The organism is Bradyrhizobium betae (genome assembly GCF_008932115.1).
Taxonomy (GTDB): Bacteria; Pseudomonadota; Alphaproteobacteria; order Rhizobiales; family Xanthobacteraceae; genus Bradyrhizobium; species Bradyrhizobium betae.
Map to the genome: position 1 here is coordinate 5,120,960 of NZ_CP044543.1, position 17,175 is coordinate 5,138,134.

The following is a 17,175-nucleotide window of genomic DNA, read 5'->3' on the forward strand; positions in this document are numbered from 1 at the left end:
CGGCTCAGCCCGGTCCCGCGCCTTGCGTTGCCGTGTACACGGCATAGAGCGACTGGCTCGCCGCCATGAACAGGCGGTTGCGTTTCGGTCCGCCGAAGCAGATGTTGCCGCAGACTTCGGGCAGGCGAATGCGGCCGAGCAGCTTGCCGTCCGGCGACCACGTCGTCGCGCCGTTATAGCCGACCGCGCGGCCGGCATTGCTGGAGGCCCAGACGTTGCCGTTGACGTCGCAGCGCACGCCGTCCGGTCCGCATTTCACGCCGTCGATCACGCAGTCTGAAAAGAGCTTCTGGTTGGACAGCTTGTTGTCGCTGCCGACGTCGAACACGAAGATCTCGCCCTTGCCGCCCGCGCCGGTGTCGCCCGGTCCCTTGCCGGTGGAGACCACGTACAGCTTCTTGAAGTCGGGCGAGAAACAAAGGCCGTTCGGATCAGGCACCTGCTCCTCGGTGACGACGAGATCGACGCGACCGCTGGGATCGATGCGATAGCAGTTGGTCGGCAGCTCGCGCTTGCCGGCTGCGAAACCGGCTGGCTGTCCGATCCGCGGATTGAGCTTGCCGGCGGCGTTGCTCGGTCCGCCCGGGGCGTCCGGTTCGCCCTCGTAGAGCTGGCCGCCATAGGGCGGATCGGTGAACCAGTAGCTGCCGTCGGGATGGGCGACGACGTCGTTCGGCGAGTTCAGCTTCTTGCCGTTATAGTTGTCGCAGAGGATCGTGGCAGTGCCGTCGTTCTCGTAGCGCGTCACGCGCCGAGTCAGATGCTCGCAGGAGAGTTGGCGGCCCTGGTAGTCGAACGAGTTGCCGTTGCTGTAGTTTGAGGGCGTGCGAAACACGCTGACATGACCGTCATCCTCGCTCCAGCGCATCTGCCGGTTGTTGGGAATGTCGCTCCAGAGGAGGTAACGGCCCTGCGCGCTCCAGGCCGGGCCCTCGGCCCATAGCACGCCGGTGTAGAGACGCTTGATCGCGGTGTTGGGCTGCGCCAGATCGTTGAAGGACGGATCGACCGCGATGATGTCAGGGTCCCAGAAATAGGTGGTCGGTGCGCCGCCCGGACCGAAATCGCGCGGCGGCGTGGTGATCGTCGTCGGCGGGGCGGCAGGTCCGGTCTGGGCGAGCGCGGGGCCGGCCATCGTGGCGGCGGCGCCGAGCGCAAGTCCCCGGACAAGTGTTCGTCGTGAAAGCGCAGCATCCTGGTCACGCTGCTCGTCGTCACGAGCCTTTTGGCGTGTCATCGCGTCCTCCCGGTCATGTTCGGCTAGCCGGTTGATCCGGCCGAGCGGTGCGAAGGTTAGTCCGGTCCGCGCCCGGTTGCGAGAGGCAGGTTCGCATCCTCTGCGCGATGGCAGGCTCGCAAAGGCTGGAACGCGGCGGCATTGCGGCGAGGCGAGGGCGGAAGCGACAATTCGTCCCGGCCTCGTCGTTCGGAGCCTGCCGTCGAGCCTTTGCGGTTGACCGGACGGTTTTTAGGGCGTGTCAAGCCTTGACCTCACGCGCGATGATGGCAGAACGTTTCCGGAGCATTAGCCGGAGTTCATCGTGTTAGCCGTTGTTGCATTGGTCATAGCGCTCGCCATCGCGTTCGCCGCCGGCTATGTCACCCGCGATCTCGTCTCCCGCAAACGACGCGCGGAGGCGCGCCGCTGGCGCGAATATACCGAGCCGGGCTGGCTCCGCGCCGCTGTGCCCGCCAACACCAACGAGGCTGCGGCCGTCAATCAGATGACACAGCCCGCTCCGGCCAATGGCGAACTCGGCAAGATGCTGGATCGCTGGGAGAGCCGGGCGCGCGCCCGCCGCGCGGGGTAGTTTCGGGTTCTCGGGGTCGTCGCGTTCAGATATTCCATTTCACCGAAATTCGGAATCATCGTATGTGACGCCTGCTCGGATCGAAGCCGGCCTTGCCCGGTCGTGCTCTCGTGGTCGCGCCTGCCACCCGCGCGTTCGGCGCGCACCGTGCAACCAGGTCAGTTCCACTGACCATCTTTTGGCGTTGCAGTTGCTGCCATTTCTCGTCTAGAAACAGCGCGTCGAGCCTCCCGGCAACCAACCGTCAACGGTTTTGACCGAGGATTTGAGGGCTCAAAAGGGTCTGGCAATGCTGATTCGCGGCCAAATCGATGGGATTTCGGGGGAGGTGGCTCTGGCCGCCGCCACGATCCCGGCCGCGCTGCTGTCCACCCTCCTGATTGGCGGGCTTCTTCTTAGCTGCCCCTGAGGGCCGGCTGGGCGCGACGCGCCTGGGCGCTCAGGGGTTGGTCGAGATCACCGGACACCTCAAGCGCCCAGACCAATGAACGGCGCGAAAGCTCAAAAGGAAATTTGACAATGGCCACCGTGAACAAGTCCGAGAAGGACCGCGTCATCATTTTCGACACCACGCTGCGCGACGGCGAGCAGTGCCCCGGCGCCACCATGACCTTCGAGGAGAAGCTCGAGGTCGCCGAGATGCTGGACGACATGGGCGTCGACGTCATCGAAGCCGGCTTCCCGATCACCTCCGAAGGCGACTTCCAGGCGGTCAGCGAGATCGCCCGCCGCTCCAAGAACGCCGTCATCGCAGGCCTGTCGCGCGCGCACCCGGCCGATATCGACCGCTGCGCCGAGGCGGTGAAATTTGCCAAGCGCGGCCGCGTCCACACCGTGATCGCGACCTCGCCGCTGCACATGCGGGTGAAGCTGAACAAGACCCCGGAGCAGGTGCTCGAGACCTCGGTCGCGATGGTTGCGCGCGCCCGCAACCAGATCGACGACGTCGAATGGTCGGCCGAGGACGGCACCCGCAGCGAGATGGATTATCTGTGCCGCATCGTCGAAGCCGTCATCAAGGCCGGCGCCACCACGGTGAACATTCCGGACACCGTCGGCTACACCACGCCCGACGAATACACCCACTTCATGAAGACGCTGATCGAGCGGGTGCCGAACTCGGACAAGGCGGTGTTCTCCGTGCATTGCCACAACGACCTCGGCATGGCCGTGGCGAACTCGCTGGCCGGCATCATCGGCGGCGCGCGCCAGGTCGAGTGCACCATCAACGGCATCGGCGAGCGCGCCGGCAATGCCGCGCTGGAAGAGATCGTGATGGCGATCAACGTGCGCAACGACAAATTCCCCTTCTGGAACAAAATCGATACCACGCAGCTCACCCGCGCCTCCAAGGTCGTGTCGGCGGCGACCTCGTTCCCGGTGCAGTACAACAAGGCCATCGTCGGCCGGAACGCGTTCGCGCATGAGAGCGGCATCCACCAGGACGGCGTGCTGAAGGACGCCTCCACCTACGAGATCATGCGGCCCGAAATGGTCGGCCTGAAGCAGTCCTCGCTGGTGCTGGGCAAGCATTCCGGCCGCCACGCCTTCGTGCACAAGCTGGAGGAGATGGGCTACAAGCTCGGCCCGAACCAGCTGGAAGATGCGTTCACGCGGATGAAGGCGCTCGCCGACCGCAAGAAGGACATCTACGACGAGGACATCGAGGCGCTGGTCGACGAGGAGATGGCGGCGTCCCACGACCGCATCAAGCTGACCTCGCTGACCGTGATCGCCGGCACCCATGGCCCGCAGCGCGCGACCATGAAGCTCGACGTCGACGGCCAGATCAAGATCGAGGAGGCCGAGGGCAACGGTCCGGTCGACGCGGTGTTCAACTGCATCAAGCGCCTGGTGCCGCACGAAGCCAAGCTCGAACTGTACCAGGTCCACGCCGTGACCGAAGGCACCGACGCGCAGGCCGAAGTCTCGGTCCGGTTGTCGCATGAGGGACGCGCGATGACCGCGCGCGCGGCGGATCCGGATACGCTGGTGGCCTCCGCCAAGGCCTATCTCGGCGCGCTCAACAAGATCGTCATGAAGCGCCAGCGCGATACGGTGACGACGGCGGCGGCGAGCTGACGCGCGCGATCTCACGGCTCATCGGTCGAACGCGGCGCCTTTGGCGCCGCGTTTTTCGTTGGTGCGTCCTTGCGTTATGTGATGTGTATCGCAACAAATATGTTATTAACATGTCACGTTAACCCCTCACTAACCGGCAGCGTCGCGCGCCTTGTCCGCTGCTGGAGAATTTGGAATGCCCCTTTCTGCTGGTTCGATCGCCTTCACCGGGTTCAACGGCGACGGCAACGACAATTTGTCCTTTGTCGTCCTGACCGACATCCCGCAGGGCACCGTCATCAATTTCACCGACAACAACTGGAACGGCACCAGCTTCGCCACCGGCAGCAGCGCCGAGAGCACGATCGCCTGGACTGCGACGAGCGCGATCGCCGCCGGCACCGTCATCGACATCGACAACATCGGCAAGGGCGCCTTCGGCACCAGCGCCGGCTCGGCGAGCTTCACCAACGCCAACAACACCGGCCTGTCCAACGACAGCGAGGTCGTCTACGCCTATGTCGGCTCCTCGACCGCGCCGACCTTCCTGGCCGCCATCTCCAACGTGGGTTATGCGACAGCCGACGGCACGCTGACCGGCACCGGTCTCGTCGCCGGCCAGACCGCCGTCAGCTTCACCGGCGGGCTCGACATCGTCGGCTATAACGGCCCGCGTTCCGGCTTTGCCAGCTTCGCCGACTACCTCGCCGCGATCGGCAACACCGCCAATTGGGCCACCCAGAACGGCAGCGGCGACCAGAGCACCGACGGCATCACACCCGATGCGCCGTTCCCGACCACCGCTTTCACCGTAGCGGCTGCCGCCACGCAGACGATCTCGTTCTCGCCGGCGAGCGTGCTGGTCACCGAGGGGGACAGCGGCGCCAAGACCATGACGTTCACGGTCGTGCGCACCGGCGGCACCGTCGGCGCGGTCAGCTTCTCCGGCAGCTTCGCCGCCGGCACCACCGATGCCGCGGATTTCGGCGGCACGCTGCCGGGCTCGAGCTTCAGCGGCAGCTTCGCCGACGGCGCGTCCTCGGCGACCGTCACCATCACGATCTCCGGTGACGCCACCGCGGAGCCCGACGAGAGCTTCACGCTGACGCTCACCAGCGCCAGCAATCCGGGCGCGACGGTCACGATCGGCACCGCGACGGCGACCGGCACCATCGCCAATGACGACGGCACCCTGGTCTCCGGCAATTCGTCGAACCCAATCACGCTCGCCAACAACGATCATCTGACCGTTCTCGCCGGCATATCGCTGTCAGGCTCGACCCCGGTCACCTGGATCGGCGGCAGCACCTCGCCCGGCGCGCTGGTCGACAATTCCGGCACCATCACCGGCACCAGCCGCGCCGTCTATACCAGCGGATCGACCAGCGGCAGCTTCACCATCAACAACAAGACCGGCGCGACCATCACAGCGACCAAGGACGCGGTGAAGATCTCGAACCTCGTCTCGGGCACCAGCGGCACCTTCACCGTCAACAACGAGGGCACGATCGCCTCGACCGGAACCGGCAGCAATGCTGGCCAGGCGCTCGATCTGGACGACGTCAATTCGAGCGGCGTGCACAGCGTCATCAACAACGCGGCCACCGGCGTGATCTCGGCGGCCGATGCCGACGCGCTCCGGCCCGGCGCCAACGCCACTATCAACAATTACGGCCAGATCGTCAGCCACAACGCCTCGGCGGCCTCGAGCGGCAACGACGCGATCGACTTCCAGTCGGTCAACACCGGCGGCGTGGTCAACAATTTCGCAGGCGGCCTTATCGACGGCGCGCGCCACGGCATCACCGGTGACCAGCCGATCACCGTCACCAACGACGGCACGATCATCGGCCGGAGTGGCTCCGGCATCAACATGGACAGCGCCGCCGACACGACGACGACCGTCACCAACCGCGGCACCATCACCGGCACGTCGGTCGGCGGCGCCGATGCCGACGGCGTCGATGTCGACGGCCTGGTCTCGATCGACAATTTCGGCACGATCAAGGCTGTCGGCCTGGTCAGCGCCGCCAACGGCCTCAACGAGGCGCTCGCGATCGGCGGCGGCTTCGTCCACAACGAGGTGGGCGGCCTGATCATCAGCGATCAGCGCGCGATCACGGTCGACGACAGCAACGACGGCAGCGCCTTCGCCGCCATGATCATCGTCAATGACGGCACGATCCGCGGCAACAATGGCGAGGCGATCTCGATCGTCGGCACGTTCGGCGACACCGTCACCAACACAGGCAGCATTTTCGGCAGCGTCGCCACGGACGGCGGCAACGATACGCTCGTCAACAGCGGCTCCATCACCGGCGACGTGCTGCTGGGCGCGGGCGATGACGGCATCACTCTGGTCACCGGCTCGATCGTCACCGGCACCATCGATGGCGGTGACGGCGTGGACGCTCTCGTGCTGTCGGGCAATGGCACCGGAACGCTGCTCGGTACAGTCGTCCATGTCGAGAAGCTCGATGTCCAGAGCGGCATCTGGCGGATCAAGGACGCCGCCGGCTATTCCGAGATCAAGGTCGAGAGCGGTGCGGGTGTCGTGCTCGAAGGCTCGGCCAACGGAATGGTCGTGGCGACCGGCGCGGCGCAATCGGTGTATGGCTCGGCCTCGAACTCGGTGATTTCAGGCACGCAATACATCCAGATCGGCGGCTCAGCCGACGGTACGACGATCAAGACCGGCGGTGAGCAGGACATCTATGGCGGCGGCATCGCGACCAATACCGTCATGGACGGCGGTACCCAGGCGGTGTTCGGCGTGGCGATCGGAACCACGATCGCCAATGGCGGGCTTCAGCATATCCACAACAACGCCTTCTCGACGACCGTCAATTCCGGCGGCGAGCAGAACGTCTATATCGACGGCAGCGCGACCGGAACCAGCATCAACGCCGGCGGCCTCCAGATCGATTGGGGTTTTACGATCATCACGACGATCAACGGCGGCAATCAGCACGTGTTCGGCTCGGCGAGCCTGACGACGATCAATTCGGGCGTGCAGACCGTCGAAGCCGGTGGCACGGCCAGCGACACGACGATCCATGGCGGCGGGCAGGACGTTTATTCGGGCGCGACCGCGATCAACACCACCATGGATGGCGGCAACCAGAACGTCTACGGCACGGTGGTGCAGACCACGATCGCCAACGGTGCCGTCCAGTACCTGCATGGCAGCGCTTCGGTGACGACGGTCAACGCCGGCAGCCAGCAGAACGTCTACGCTGATGGCTTTGCCACTGGCACCACGATCAATGCCGGCGGCTTTCAGCTCGACTGGGGGTCGGCCAGCGCCACCATCGTCAACGGCGGCGCGCAATATGTGTACGGCAGCGCGGCAGGCACGACGGTACTGGCCGGCGCGCAGCACGTGCAGTCCGGCGGCAGCGCGGCCGACACCACGATCGGTGCGGGCGCGCTCGCCTATGTCCACGGCGGCGGCACGATCGGCGATGTGATCTTCGCCGGAGCCAACGCCGCCCTGGTGCTCGACCAGGCTTCAAGCTTCACCGGAACGATCTCCGGCTGGCAGGACCATGACAGCATCGATCTCGGCGACATCCTGTTCAGCGACGGCGTGACCTCGCTCGCCTATGCCCAGAACGGCGACAACAGCGGCGGCACGCTGACCGTTTCGGACGGTACCCACACCGCGTCGCTGAGCCTGCTTGGCCAGTACAGCGCCGCCGATTTCGCGCTGTCCTCGGATGGCCATGGCGGCACGCTGATCACCGATCCGGCGGTCGCGCAGCAGGCCCAGCTCGCTCCGGCGCTGCACGGGTGAGGTTGCGAAAGACGATAATGGCGATGGCGGGTTTCCACTTGCCGTCGCCCCTGCCGGCGCTCTGATACCGCATTTTTGCAACGAGACCCCTGCTAAGGGGCAATGGCGCCTCGGCCTGCTTCCCTATAAAGCTGCCTTCAAGTCTTGACATAAAGTCTTGAATTAAAGTCTTGAATTGAAGTCTTGGGGGCCGGCGGTCCGGCTTCATAGGGACGTGCGGGAGGAAGCATGCGGAAACTCATTTTGGCTGCGGCATCGGTTGCGACTCTGGCATTGACCGGGCCGGCATCGGCCCAGGCGCCGATCATCATCAAATTCAGCCATGTGGTGGCCACCGACACGCCGAAGGGCAAGGCGTCGGAAAAGTTCAAGGAGCTCGCCGAGAAGTACACCGGCGGGAAGGTCAAGATCGAGGTCTATCCGAACTCGTCGCTCTACAAGGACAAGGAAGAGCTTGAGGCGCTCCAGCTCGGCAGCGTGCAGATGCTGGCGCCGTCCAACTCCAAGTTCGGCCCGCTCGGCATCCGCGAATTCGAGGTGTTCGATCTGCCTTATATCCTTCCCGACCTGAAGACGCTGCGGAAGGTGACGGAAGGCCCGCTCGGCCTCCGGCTGCTCAAGCTGCTGGACTCCAAGGGCATCACCGGCCTTGCCTATTGGGACAACGGCTTCAAGCAGATGAGCGCCAACAAGAAGCTGGTCGCGCCCGCCGACTACCAGGGCGTCAAGTTCCGCATCCAGTCCTCGCGCGTGCTTCAGGCCCAGTTCAAGGCGCTCGGCTCGCTGCCGCAGGTGATGGCGTTCTCGGAAGTCTACCAGGCGCTGCAGACCGGCGTGGTCGACGGCCAGGAGAACACCTGGTCGAACATCTATACCCAGAAGATGCACGAGGTGCAGAAGTACATCTCCGAGACCAACCACGGCTACATCGGCTACGTCGTGATCGTGAACAAGAAGTTCTGGGACGATCTGCCGGCCGACATCCGCGACCAGCTGTCGAAGGCGATGAAGGAAGCGACCGACTTCAACAACACGCAGTCGCAAAAGGAAAACGACGACGCGCTCGCCGAGATCAGGAAGAGCGGCAAGAGCGAGATCATCAAGCTCACGCCGGAGCAGGACGAGGCGATGCGCAAGGCCATGGAGCCGGTCTACAAGGACGCCGCAGGCCGCGTCGGCCAGTCGCTGATCGACGAGTTCCAGAAGGAAGCCAAGAGCACCAATTGAGAGCAGGGCCAGCTGGGAGCGCGGTCAGCCGATCTCAACGAGCGATGAAGGAAGGGCTTCCGTGCCGGGCGCGGAAGCCCTTTTTGTTGCGAGTGATTTCTGATTGCGACTGGAGGTAAATCAGAGGTTACATCTTGGTAAGGATGCTCTCTCTGTCCAAGTTGTAAGTTGCGCGTCAGCCGTGCGGCGCCCATCTTCGGGTCACCTTTCCAGAGGAGAGTTCGCATGAGGAAGTTCACCATCGCCGCCATCGCCGTGCTCAGCATCGCCGGCTCGGGCGCGGTCTATGCCCAGTACCATCGCCCGTGGATGCACGAGCACATGCGCCACATGCGGATGAACCCGGAAGATCGCGCCGCCTTCGTCGACGCGCGGATCGCCGCCGTCCACGCCGGCCTGAAGCTCAATGCCGATCAGGAGAAGCTGTGGCCGCCGGTCGAGGCTGCCGTGCGCGACTTCGCCAAGCTGCGCATCGACCGCGCCAACGCGCGGATGAATGCCGGCCCCGGTGATGCCGGCAAGGATATTGGCAAGGATGCCGACAAGCCGGAGGATCCGGTCGCCCGCCTGCGCCAGCGCGCCGAGGACATGGGCACCACCTCCACGGCCCTGAAGAAGATCGCCGATGCCGCCGATCCCCTCTACAAGACGCTGGATGACGGCCAGAAGCGGCGCCTCGCCGCGCTGACCCGCCACCGCGGCCCGTTCGGCGGCGGCGAGGACGGCCCGCCCCGCCACTTCATGGAACGGGGCATGGATCGCATGATGGAGCGCGGCATGGACCACTTCCATGGCGATCGCTTCGACCGGGACGGCGGTCCGGACCGGGACCGCGAGGGCCGGCTCTGAGCCTTCGGGGATTTTGCGGGGATCAACCGCTGAATTAACCTTGGCGAAGCCGCTGGAATCCAGCGGCTTTTCGCTTTTTGGGGACTTTGGAAAAACCTTCACCGCATCGCTTGCCATCCCCGGATCGCTTTGCTAAACGACCGACCTCGCAAGGCATTGACCGCCTTTCGGGCGCATAGCTCAGTTGGTAGAGCAGCTGACTCTTAATCAGCGGGTCCCAGGTTCGAGCCCTGGTGCGCCCACCAAGCGAAAGTCCTTATTTATAAGACTTTCGCGAGACGGTGGCCGAGAACAAATCGGGCCTCGTGCGACGTTTTCCCCGGCCAGATGGCTGCGCGAGTTTTCCTTTGTTTATGTGTCTCCGCCCTGTTCGATACTGCCCGCAGATCCGAGGGTGCAGGTCGAGTACGTGCTCATAGTAGAATGGATGCCAGGGCGAACAAACGGACGATCGCGTTTGCTGTCCATGGTGGCGAGGGCAAGCACGGCGGCGACGAGAACTAGAAGGTTCGGGGCACCACTGCCTGTCACGCGGTCATGCGCTAGTCAACGCCTACGGTCGCTAACATTAAAAGTCTCGTTTAATCTAGACGAGGGCGCTGTCAGGCTCATCTCGCCAGCATTCTCTTGGCAATGTCGACAACGCCGGGGGATCATGCGGCGAACTAGCGAGCAATGCCTACGGCAAAACCGGAGAGCGCGCCATAAGCCGTCAACCCACCGCGCTGGGAACGCCCAGTGATTGGCTACACCTGTATGCTGCTGTGCGGTTTCCTTGCGCCATCTTTCGCTCAGCGGCCCGCACGGTTGCCAGCAGGCACTCGGCCTTCCATGCGCCCTCCCCGACAAGGGTGGAGAGATCAAGCTCGGGCGAAATGCGCCGCGAGAGGGCTTCGCGTCTCTGTGTGTTGAACGCGCTTGGCCTACGCTGTCGGCGTCGCATTGTTGAGAAGATTTGCGAGCGCGGTGAGAAGTTGCGCCGGTGCAAACGGCTTGGACAGCATGACGCTGTTGGGAACGCCTTTTGAGGTCCAGTCCGCGGCGGAGGCCCCGCTCATATAGACGATGGGAAATTCCGGCTGGATCTCCCTGGCGTGCTGGGCGACCTCCCAGCCGTCCATCTTGCCTTTCAGGTCGATGTCGGTCACCAGCGCGCGATATTGGCCGTTATCGGCTTGCAGCAAAGTCACCGCCTCTTCTCCGGACGATGCGACGATCGCCTCGAAGCCGCCGTCATGCAGCGCGTCTGCAATGAAACTCTGGAGCAACTCCTCGTCTTCGACGACAAGGACGACAGGCATTTCCATGTCCGGCACGTCGACATTCCCCGCTGCAGCCCGAAACATAAGTTACAAAGTGAACATAAGTTCCCGGCGCGCGCGGCTCTCGTCGTGCCATCGCGCTCCAGATTTCGTTCAGCGCGGGATCTTCCCGGAACGCGGCTGCACTGTTCTTCCGATCGTGCGCTAGTGGCCCAGGGCGGACGCGAGCGCCCCGCCATCAGGATCGCTCGGCGGTATTGCCTCGATCTTCGCCCGCACCTGCAGTAGCGCGCGCCGCAGCCATGTCCTGATGGTGTTGACGGGGACGCCATATTGCTCGGCCAGCCGGTGCCGGCTTTCACCGTAGAGATAGGCCGCGATCACCAGATGACGCCGTGTCGGGTCGAGCGTCTGCAGGGCGGACAACATGCTCTGCTGGAGCCTGAAGGTGTCGCTTTCGTTTTCCCTGCTCTCCATGCTTTCCAGCGCCGTGGGCGCGTCGGCAGGAAAGTCAAGCAAGGCCGACTGGTCGCGGTAGATCTCTCGCGATGGCCTTCGCGCGGCATCGATCGCGAGATTCTTGGCGATCGTGATCATCCACATCATGGGCGAGCCCAGCGCAGGGCGATACGCGGCCGCGTTCAGCCAGATGCGAACATAGGCCTCCTGCACGATCTCCTCTGCGAGATGCCGGCGCCTGACGACCAGTAGCGCGGTCGAGAACAGCTTGCGCCGCGTGGCTGCGTGCAGCTCTTCGAAGGCCGGCTCATCGCCTCCCGCCATGCGCAGCAGGAGCTGCTCGAGCTCGGTCGGACCGGACCGTTCAGTGCGGATGCCGCTCATCATGGGCGCCATGTCATCCCCCCGGGACTGCCCCGCAATTTGGTCAGGCCAAGCTCTCCGATGTCGATGAAAGTGTCAATCAGAGTTTACATATAAACCTGACAATGTGGTGCGAAATCCGAGATAAGCTCTTTTTATTCAATCGGTTGTTCAATCCGGATCTGGCCGGGCGTCGTCCCTAGGAACCAAGTGCAATCGCTCCCATTGTCATCTTAATCATACAATGGAGGCTTCCCGTGCAAGGCGACAACCCCATCAGCTGGCTGATGTTCTTCACTCTCGCGGCAACGACATTCATCATTGCCGGCGGTTTCATCTATTTCCTGCGATCCCGCACCAATCGCGAAATCGCGGCAGACGCGCTTGAAGGCGACGGCAACAGCCGAGGCATGGCGCCGAGCGGGGCCGGACCCGAATTGATTGGGTTCGCCGTTCTTGCCTTCGCCGTGATGGGCCTGCTCACGGTCGGCTACAACGGCAAATCCCGGGTGGAAACGGCTCAGACCACCACGCCGGTCGGCGGCGCAACGACAGGCATGGCGCAGCCAGTCGGCACGCCTGAGCAGCCGAAGCGCTATCAGCCGGTCAATCCCGCACCGGACACCCGCGCCGCCCCGACATCGTCGGACACCGGCATCGGCTCCGAGAACGGTTCGACCGGACAGCCGAAGTAAGGACGACCAGGGGACTCGCGCTCTACCATCCGCGAGTCCCTGCGCCGCCCTTGAACGGTCCAACGATGCGCGAGGTGATCCAGCCGCCGTAGAAATCGCCGTCCTGCGGCTGCACGCGTTCGTCATCCACCCAGCATTCGTCGACGCGCGAGGCATAGAAAGCCAGATAACCGGCGATGTCGGAGAATTGCGGCGTCGGTGCAGGGTAGCTCCAGGCCGCTTGCTCCGACGTCTGTCCGTCGACCATGAGTGACCAGTATTTTGCGTGCCCCTTGAATTCGCACCAGGAGCCGCCCGGCGCGTCCAGCAGATAGTGTCGTACGATATCATCGGGCGGAATATAGTAGACCGGCGGGTGACTGGTCTCGAGCACGCGATAGGCCGCCGTCGTATCGGCAATCGTGTGCGCGTTGAAAATGACGCGCAATCGCGCTCCGATTTTTTCCAGCCGCGGCGGACGGGGATAATCCCAGACGGACTCTTGTCCGGGCAAGGGTTCGATGCGTTTCGGTGGCCACATGTCTCATCAACTCCAGCAGGAGATCGTGCCGCCAATACTCAGCGCACGATCATCGGAAAGGTCACCGCGATTGCCCAGGCGAATATCGCACCGTTGGCGAGCGCACCCGGAAGCGGATGCCCTGTCGCCGCGTAACTCCAGCGGCTGATCAGCCCAAAGGCCACGAACAGCAACAGGATCGCAGGCACGATGATGATCAGGAAGAACAGTTTCATCGGGTTGAGCGCCACGGCAATGCCGAGCGAGAGCAGGAAGCAGAACTTGGTGAGAACGCAAGCACCGCGCCGGGCACCCGGACCGCGCGTCAACCATTCATCGGCGATGAAATAGGGCAGCGTCCCGCAGGCGATTGCTGCGATCAGCGGCAGTCGCGCCGGGATTGGCAGGAACGAGAACACGTAGGCGTCGATGGGAAGTCCGAAGGCCAGGATGTTGTAGGCAGAGACAGCAGCTGCCGCGATCGCGACCCGTGTCCAAGCGACATTCGTGGCGGTCGGCGGTTGACCCTTGCGTAAGTACACGAGGACCGCGGTCGTCAGAGCACCATAGAGCAGAAAATGCAGTGTCAGATAATCGCCGAGCAGGATCGGCAGAAAGTCGGTCGGCATCTTCCATAGCAACAGCGGGGTCACGATCGCCGGCAGGAGCGCTGCCGTCATCAGCGCCTTCCAGCCAAGGCTTGCGCCGGCCGGACTCGGGCTCACCTCCGGCAACAATGCCGACAACGGCCAGGCCAGTGCGACAATGCCGGCAAACACCAGCGCCAGCCAGCGCCCGCGGCTGTCGACCTCTTCATGAGGCCGGTCGCCGAAGGCCGCATTCATCCAGCGCACCGTCTCGACCATGCTGTCATGACTGTAGAGCACGCCGATATGTTCGACGCCGCGCGCCAACACCAGCTTGCGCGCGGTGCCGCCGGAGAAATGTCCGTAAGTCTCGCCGGGGATAGCTGTCCCGCCGGCAGTGAGATTGACGATGCGAAGGCCCTCGTTCCTGAGCATCGCGGGCTCCAGCACGCCGACGATGACCAGCAGATTGCGCGGACTGGCCGGTGTCACAACGGGCGAGAACACGGATACCGCGACGGTCGCCTCGACGTCCGGGTGGGCTTGCGCGTACCGCACCACGATGTCGGATGCCATCGAATGTCCGAGCACCGCGAGCCGGCCATCGCTCCCGGGCAGCTTGCCTGCCGAGGCGGCAATGTCAGTCAATTGCTCCAGCAAGGCGGCGGTGATCGTCAAGCCCTCGGTGATATCGCCATGCATGGGAACGGGGTTACGGCCATGGCCGAGGAAATCGAAGGTCACGGCAACATAGCCGTTGCGGGCAAGCGTCTCGGCGAACGGCTGCATCAGTTGTTGAGAACCGGCAAAGCCGTGTGCGATCACGACGACCGGCGTGGGCGCGGCGGATTGCGGCCTGAAGATCGTCACCGGCGTTTCGCCGACGACGGTCCGCGTGACATTCAGGTTCCGGCTGCCTTCATGCAATTCAAACAGCCCGAACAGGATCGCGAAGGTCGCGATTAATCCAACCAGAAGCTTCATCGATCTTCGCCGGCCATGTGCCTCTTGCGGATCGTTCGCACCGTCCACCAGATCGCAAAGCCTGCAACCGGAACGAAGGCGGCCGTCGCGACGCTAGGCTCGACATGGAGAGTGCCGCCGTCGTGTGCCGCCTTGGCGATGTATCCGAACAGGCTCACCACGTAATAGGTGATCGCCGCGACCGACAGGCCTTCGACCGTGGCCTGCAGCCGCAGTTGCAGCCGCGTCCGCGCGTTCATCGACTTCAGAAGCTCCTGGTTCTGTTGCTCGAGCTCGACATCGACGCGGGTGCGCAGCAGGTTTGCGGCGCGTGCGAGCTTCAACGACAGGCTGGATTGGCGCGCCTCGGTGGTAACGCATGTGCGCATTGCCGGCTTCATCCGGCGTGCCAGAAACGACGACCACGTCGGGAGGCCGCCGACCTTGCGTTCGCCGATGGTCTGCAAGCGTTGCTCGACGATCTCTTCATAGGCGCGGCTGGCGCCGAAGCGAAACACGCTCGCAGCCGCCCCGGCTTCGACTTCGGCTGCCAGAGCCGTCAGCTCGTCGAGCAGCTTGTGGTTGGCGGCGAGGTCACCGGCCTGGCGCATCTGGTCGGTGACTTCGACGAGGCGGCGCTCGGCGGCTGCGATGGACGGTGACAGCCGTTGTGTTTCCGGCAGGCCGAGCAGGGCCAGCGTGCGATAGGTCTCGAGCTCGATCACGCGCTGAACCAGCGCTCCAGCGCGTTCCGGCGACATCGTGCGGTTGGCAACGAGGATGCGGACAAAGCCCGAAGGGCCCGGCTGGAAGTCGGTCGCGTAGAGCGCGGCGCCGTCGGAGTTCTCGGCGACGGCCAGACTGGCGTTGTCGAACAGTCGTTCCGGCGCGGTGCGCTGCAGATCCTCCGTCAGAAGATGCAGGTCGACTGCCACCAGCAGCGGGCCGGGCTGTGGCACCAACCGCATCGGCAGCGCCAGTGAGGCCGCGTCCGGATGGAACGGTGCGGCAGCCGGATCGGCCGGCATTTCCCAGGTGTAGGTGGTGAATTCGGAGTGCTGTTCCCATCGCAGCACGGTGGTGCCGAACGGGGCGCGATGATGCTTTTCGGCAGGTGACGGCGGTTGCAGCCCGCGCGATGTGCAGAACGCGATCAAGTTGGCGCGGTCGGCCTGTGCGCGTGGCCCCGACGTATCGAAGGCAAAATGCACGATGCGCGACGGCACCGAAATCGGGGTGAATGGGCGGGCATGAACCTCGCCGAGCACAGCTGCTCGTAGTGGATGAGGTGTCAGCCGCACCGCCTCGCCGTCGCCTATCAGGACATCCGCGCTCATCGCCATCTCGCTCGGCTGGTTGCACAGGTGGGCCGCTGCGCTACGAGTAACACTCCGTCGTGCCGGGCAGAAGCCGGAAGACGTCCGGTTCGCCTTGGCAAAAAAAATACAGCGCGCCGTGAAACGCCGGATGATTGGCTCGTATATCTGCTGCGGTACTTTGTCCGGATCGTCGGGTGTGCACCGCACGCTGGCATTGGTTTGCATTCCGGCAACGGCTGGCCTTAATCTCTGCCCGCGCCGCGGAGCGTCGCGCGGCTGCGGGTTGGAGCGTGATGGTGGCAGTCTCGATGCGGATAGGCACGCGCAAGAGCGTCATGGCGTTGGCCCAGACCGAGGATATCGCGCTGCGGCTGTCCAATGCCGCGCCCGAATTGGAAGTCGAGATCGTCAGGTTCGAGACCACCGGAGATAGCGATCAGACCAGCAAGCTCCTGGTCCATGGCGGCAAGGGCGGCGCGTTCGTGGCCGAAATCCGCGCCGCGGTGACGTCGGGCCGGCTTCACGCCGCGATGCATTCGCTCAAGGACATGCCCGGCAATGAGGATACGCCCGGGCTCGTGATCGGCGCGACACTGCCACGCGATCCGCCGACCGACGCGTTGGTGTTGCGGCCCGGTGTCTCTATCGAGGACATCAGGCGTTCGCGCGGCAAGGGCTACCGGATCGGCACCAACGCCGTGCGGCGCGCCGCCTATGCGCGGAGGTTGTTTCCGGACATCGAGGTGATCCATTTTCGCGGTGCGGCCGACACCAGAGTTCGCAAGCTGGACAATCGGGAGATGCAACGCCTGCCCGGAGGCGGTGAGGTGGGGCCGGCTGACGCTTTGATCATGGCGCGCTCTGGGCTCGAACGGGTCGGACTAGGCCATCGCATGGCTTGCGAGCTGTCGCCTTCGGAAATGTTGCCGGCGGTGGGGCAGGGGATCGTCGCGGTCGAGTGCGCAGTCAACGATTGGCCCACGCGGAGATATCTCGCCTTGATCGACGATCCAGCGGCGCATCTGAGTTGCGAGGCGGAACGGGAGGTGCTGTGGGTTCTCAACGGTCACTGCAATTCGCCGATCGCTGGATATTCGACGATCGACGGTTCACGGATGAGGCTCACTGCCTCGGTACTGGACGAAGCGCGTGGAGGTCAATTCATCGAGGTAACCCGTATTGGGGCTGCAGACCGTCCGCGCGAACTCGGGCGCGCGGTCGGCCTCGAGCTGCTTCACAAGGGGGCGGCCGATATCATCGCGCGAACGCGTCCGGCGCATTGAA

General features: G+C 64.1%; 13 protein-coding genes and 1 tRNA gene. 8 read left to right on the forward strand and 6 right to left on the reverse strand.

Annotated features, from left to right (window positions below; all coding sequences use genetic code 11):
- Positions 1-4: 4 nt before the first annotated feature.
- On the reverse strand, positions 5-1,237 hold the full coding sequence (locus F8237_RS24540) for an SMP-30/gluconolactonase/LRE family protein (protein WP_162006201.1): 1,233 nt from the start codon (positions 1,235-1,237) through the stop codon (positions 5-7).
- Between the two features lie 304 nt (positions 1,238-1,541).
- Here F8237_RS24540 and F8237_RS24545 point away from each other — a divergent pair, with 304 nt between their 5' ends.
- The 6 genes from F8237_RS24545 (at position 1,542) to F8237_RS24570 (ending at position 9,989) form a co-directional block, all read left to right on the forward strand.
- Entirely contained in the window at positions 1,542-1,811 is a 270-nt protein-coding gene (locus F8237_RS24545; protein WP_151648698.1) for a hypothetical protein, read from the forward strand.
- Between the two features lie 519 nt (positions 1,812-2,330).
- Complete coding sequence (locus F8237_RS24550) at positions 2,331-3,893, forward strand: 2-isopropylmalate synthase (RefSeq protein WP_151648700.1); 1,563 nt, start codon at positions 2,331-2,333, stop codon at positions 3,891-3,893.
- Between the two features lie 175 nt (positions 3,894-4,068).
- Positions 4,069-7,668: a beta strand repeat-containing protein gene (locus F8237_RS24555; RefSeq protein WP_151648702.1), complete on the forward strand. Its 3,600-nt coding sequence runs from the start codon at positions 4,069-4,071 to the stop codon at positions 7,666-7,668.
- Positions 7,669-7,896: 228 nt separating this feature from the next.
- Positions 7,897-8,895: a TRAP transporter substrate-binding protein gene (locus tag F8237_RS24560; RefSeq protein WP_151648704.1), complete on the forward strand. Its 999-nt coding sequence runs from the start codon at positions 7,897-7,899 to the stop codon at positions 8,893-8,895.
- Between the two features lie 225 nt (positions 8,896-9,120).
- Positions 9,121-9,744 carry a Spy/CpxP family protein refolding chaperone gene (locus tag F8237_RS24565; RefSeq protein WP_151648705.1) on the forward strand — a complete coding sequence of 208 codons (624 nt, stop codon included), beginning with the start codon at positions 9,121-9,123 and terminating at the stop codon, positions 9,742-9,744.
- Positions 9,745-9,913: 169 nt separating this feature from the next.
- A tRNA-Lys gene (locus F8237_RS24570) sits at positions 9,914-9,989 on the forward strand.
- A gap of 678 nt (positions 9,990-10,667) precedes the next feature.
- Here the strand turns inward: F8237_RS24570 and F8237_RS24580 are convergent.
- Entirely contained in the window at positions 10,668-11,045 is a 378-nt protein-coding gene (locus F8237_RS24580) for a response regulator (protein ID WP_151648707.1), read from the reverse strand.
- 165 nt (positions 11,046-11,210) lie between these two features.
- Positions 11,211-11,861: a sigma-70 family RNA polymerase sigma factor gene (locus F8237_RS24585; protein ID WP_151648709.1), complete on the reverse strand. Its 651-nt coding sequence runs from the start codon at positions 11,859-11,861 to the stop codon at positions 11,211-11,213.
- A 224-nt stretch (positions 11,862-12,085) separates the two neighbouring features.
- Between F8237_RS24585 and F8237_RS24590 the strand changes: the two genes are divergently transcribed.
- Entirely contained in the window at positions 12,086-12,523 is a 438-nt protein-coding gene (locus tag F8237_RS24590) for a hypothetical protein (protein WP_151648712.1), read from the forward strand.
- A gap of 22 nt (positions 12,524-12,545) precedes the next feature.
- Here the strand turns inward: F8237_RS24590 and F8237_RS24595 are convergent, their stop codons facing one another.
- From F8237_RS24595 to F8237_RS24605, 3 genes are read right to left on the reverse strand one after another with little or no spacing between them, the layout of a single operon-like run.
- Complete coding sequence (locus tag F8237_RS24595) at positions 12,546-13,043, reverse strand: DUF427 domain-containing protein (RefSeq protein WP_151648714.1); 498 nt, start codon at positions 13,041-13,043, stop codon at positions 12,546-12,548.
- Positions 13,044-13,081: 38 nt separating this feature from the next.
- Positions 13,082-14,593 carry an alpha/beta hydrolase gene (locus F8237_RS24600; protein WP_151648716.1) on the reverse strand — a complete coding sequence of 504 codons (1,512 nt, stop codon included), beginning with the start codon at positions 14,591-14,593 and terminating at the stop codon, positions 13,082-13,084.
- On the reverse strand, positions 14,590-15,909 hold the full coding sequence (locus F8237_RS24605) for a DUF3422 family protein (RefSeq protein WP_151650649.1): 1,320 nt from the start codon (positions 15,907-15,909) through the stop codon (positions 14,590-14,592). Before F8237_RS24605 ends, F8237_RS24600 begins: the two co-directional genes overlap by 4 nt.
- Before the next feature lie 275 nt (positions 15,910-16,184).
- On the opposite strand from F8237_RS24605, the gene hemC reads away from it, so the two are divergent.
- Entirely contained in the window at positions 16,185-17,174 is a 990-nt protein-coding gene (gene hemC, locus F8237_RS24610) for a hydroxymethylbilane synthase (protein WP_151650650.1), read from the forward strand.
- The last annotated feature ends 1 nt before the right edge of the window (position 17,175 follow it).

Bases quoted from the DNA above. Each gene is read 5' to 3' on its own strand.
- F8237_RS24540 (WP_162006201.1), bottom strand. From the start codon at position 1,237: ATGACACGCCAAAAGGCTCGTGACGACGAGCAGCGTGACCAGGATGCT.
- F8237_RS24550 (WP_151648700.1), top strand. From the start codon at position 2,331: ATGGCCACCGTGAACAAGTCCGAGAAGGACCGCGTCATCATTTTCGAC.
- F8237_RS24555 (WP_151648702.1), top strand. From the start codon at position 4,069: ATGCCCCTTTCTGCTGGTTCGATCGCCTTCACCGGGTTCAACGGCGAC.
- F8237_RS24560 (WP_151648704.1), top strand. From the start codon at position 7,897: ATGCGGAAACTCATTTTGGCTGCGGCATCGGTTGCGACTCTGGCATTG.
- F8237_RS24565 (WP_151648705.1), top strand. From the start codon at position 9,121: ATGAGGAAGTTCACCATCGCCGCCATCGCCGTGCTCAGCATCGCCGGC.
- F8237_RS24580 (WP_151648707.1), bottom strand. From the start codon at position 11,045: ATGCCTGTCGTCCTTGTCGTCGAAGACGAGGAGTTGCTCCAGAGTTTC.
- F8237_RS24585 (WP_151648709.1), bottom strand. From the start codon at position 11,861: ATGGCGCCCATGATGAGCGGCATCCGCACTGAACGGTCCGGTCCGACC.
- F8237_RS24595 (WP_151648714.1), bottom strand. From the start codon at position 13,043: ATGTGGCCACCGAAACGCATCGAACCCTTGCCCGGACAAGAGTCCGTC.
- F8237_RS24600 (WP_151648716.1), bottom strand. From the start codon at position 14,593: ATGAAGCTTCTGGTTGGATTAATCGCGACCTTCGCGATCCTGTTCGGG.
- F8237_RS24605 (WP_151650649.1), bottom strand. From the start codon at position 15,909: ATGAGCGCGGATGTCCTGATAGGCGACGGCGAGGCGGTGCGGCTGACA.
- hemC (WP_151650650.1), top strand. From the start codon at position 16,185: ATGGTGGCAGTCTCGATGCGGATAGGCACGCGCAAGAGCGTCATGGCG.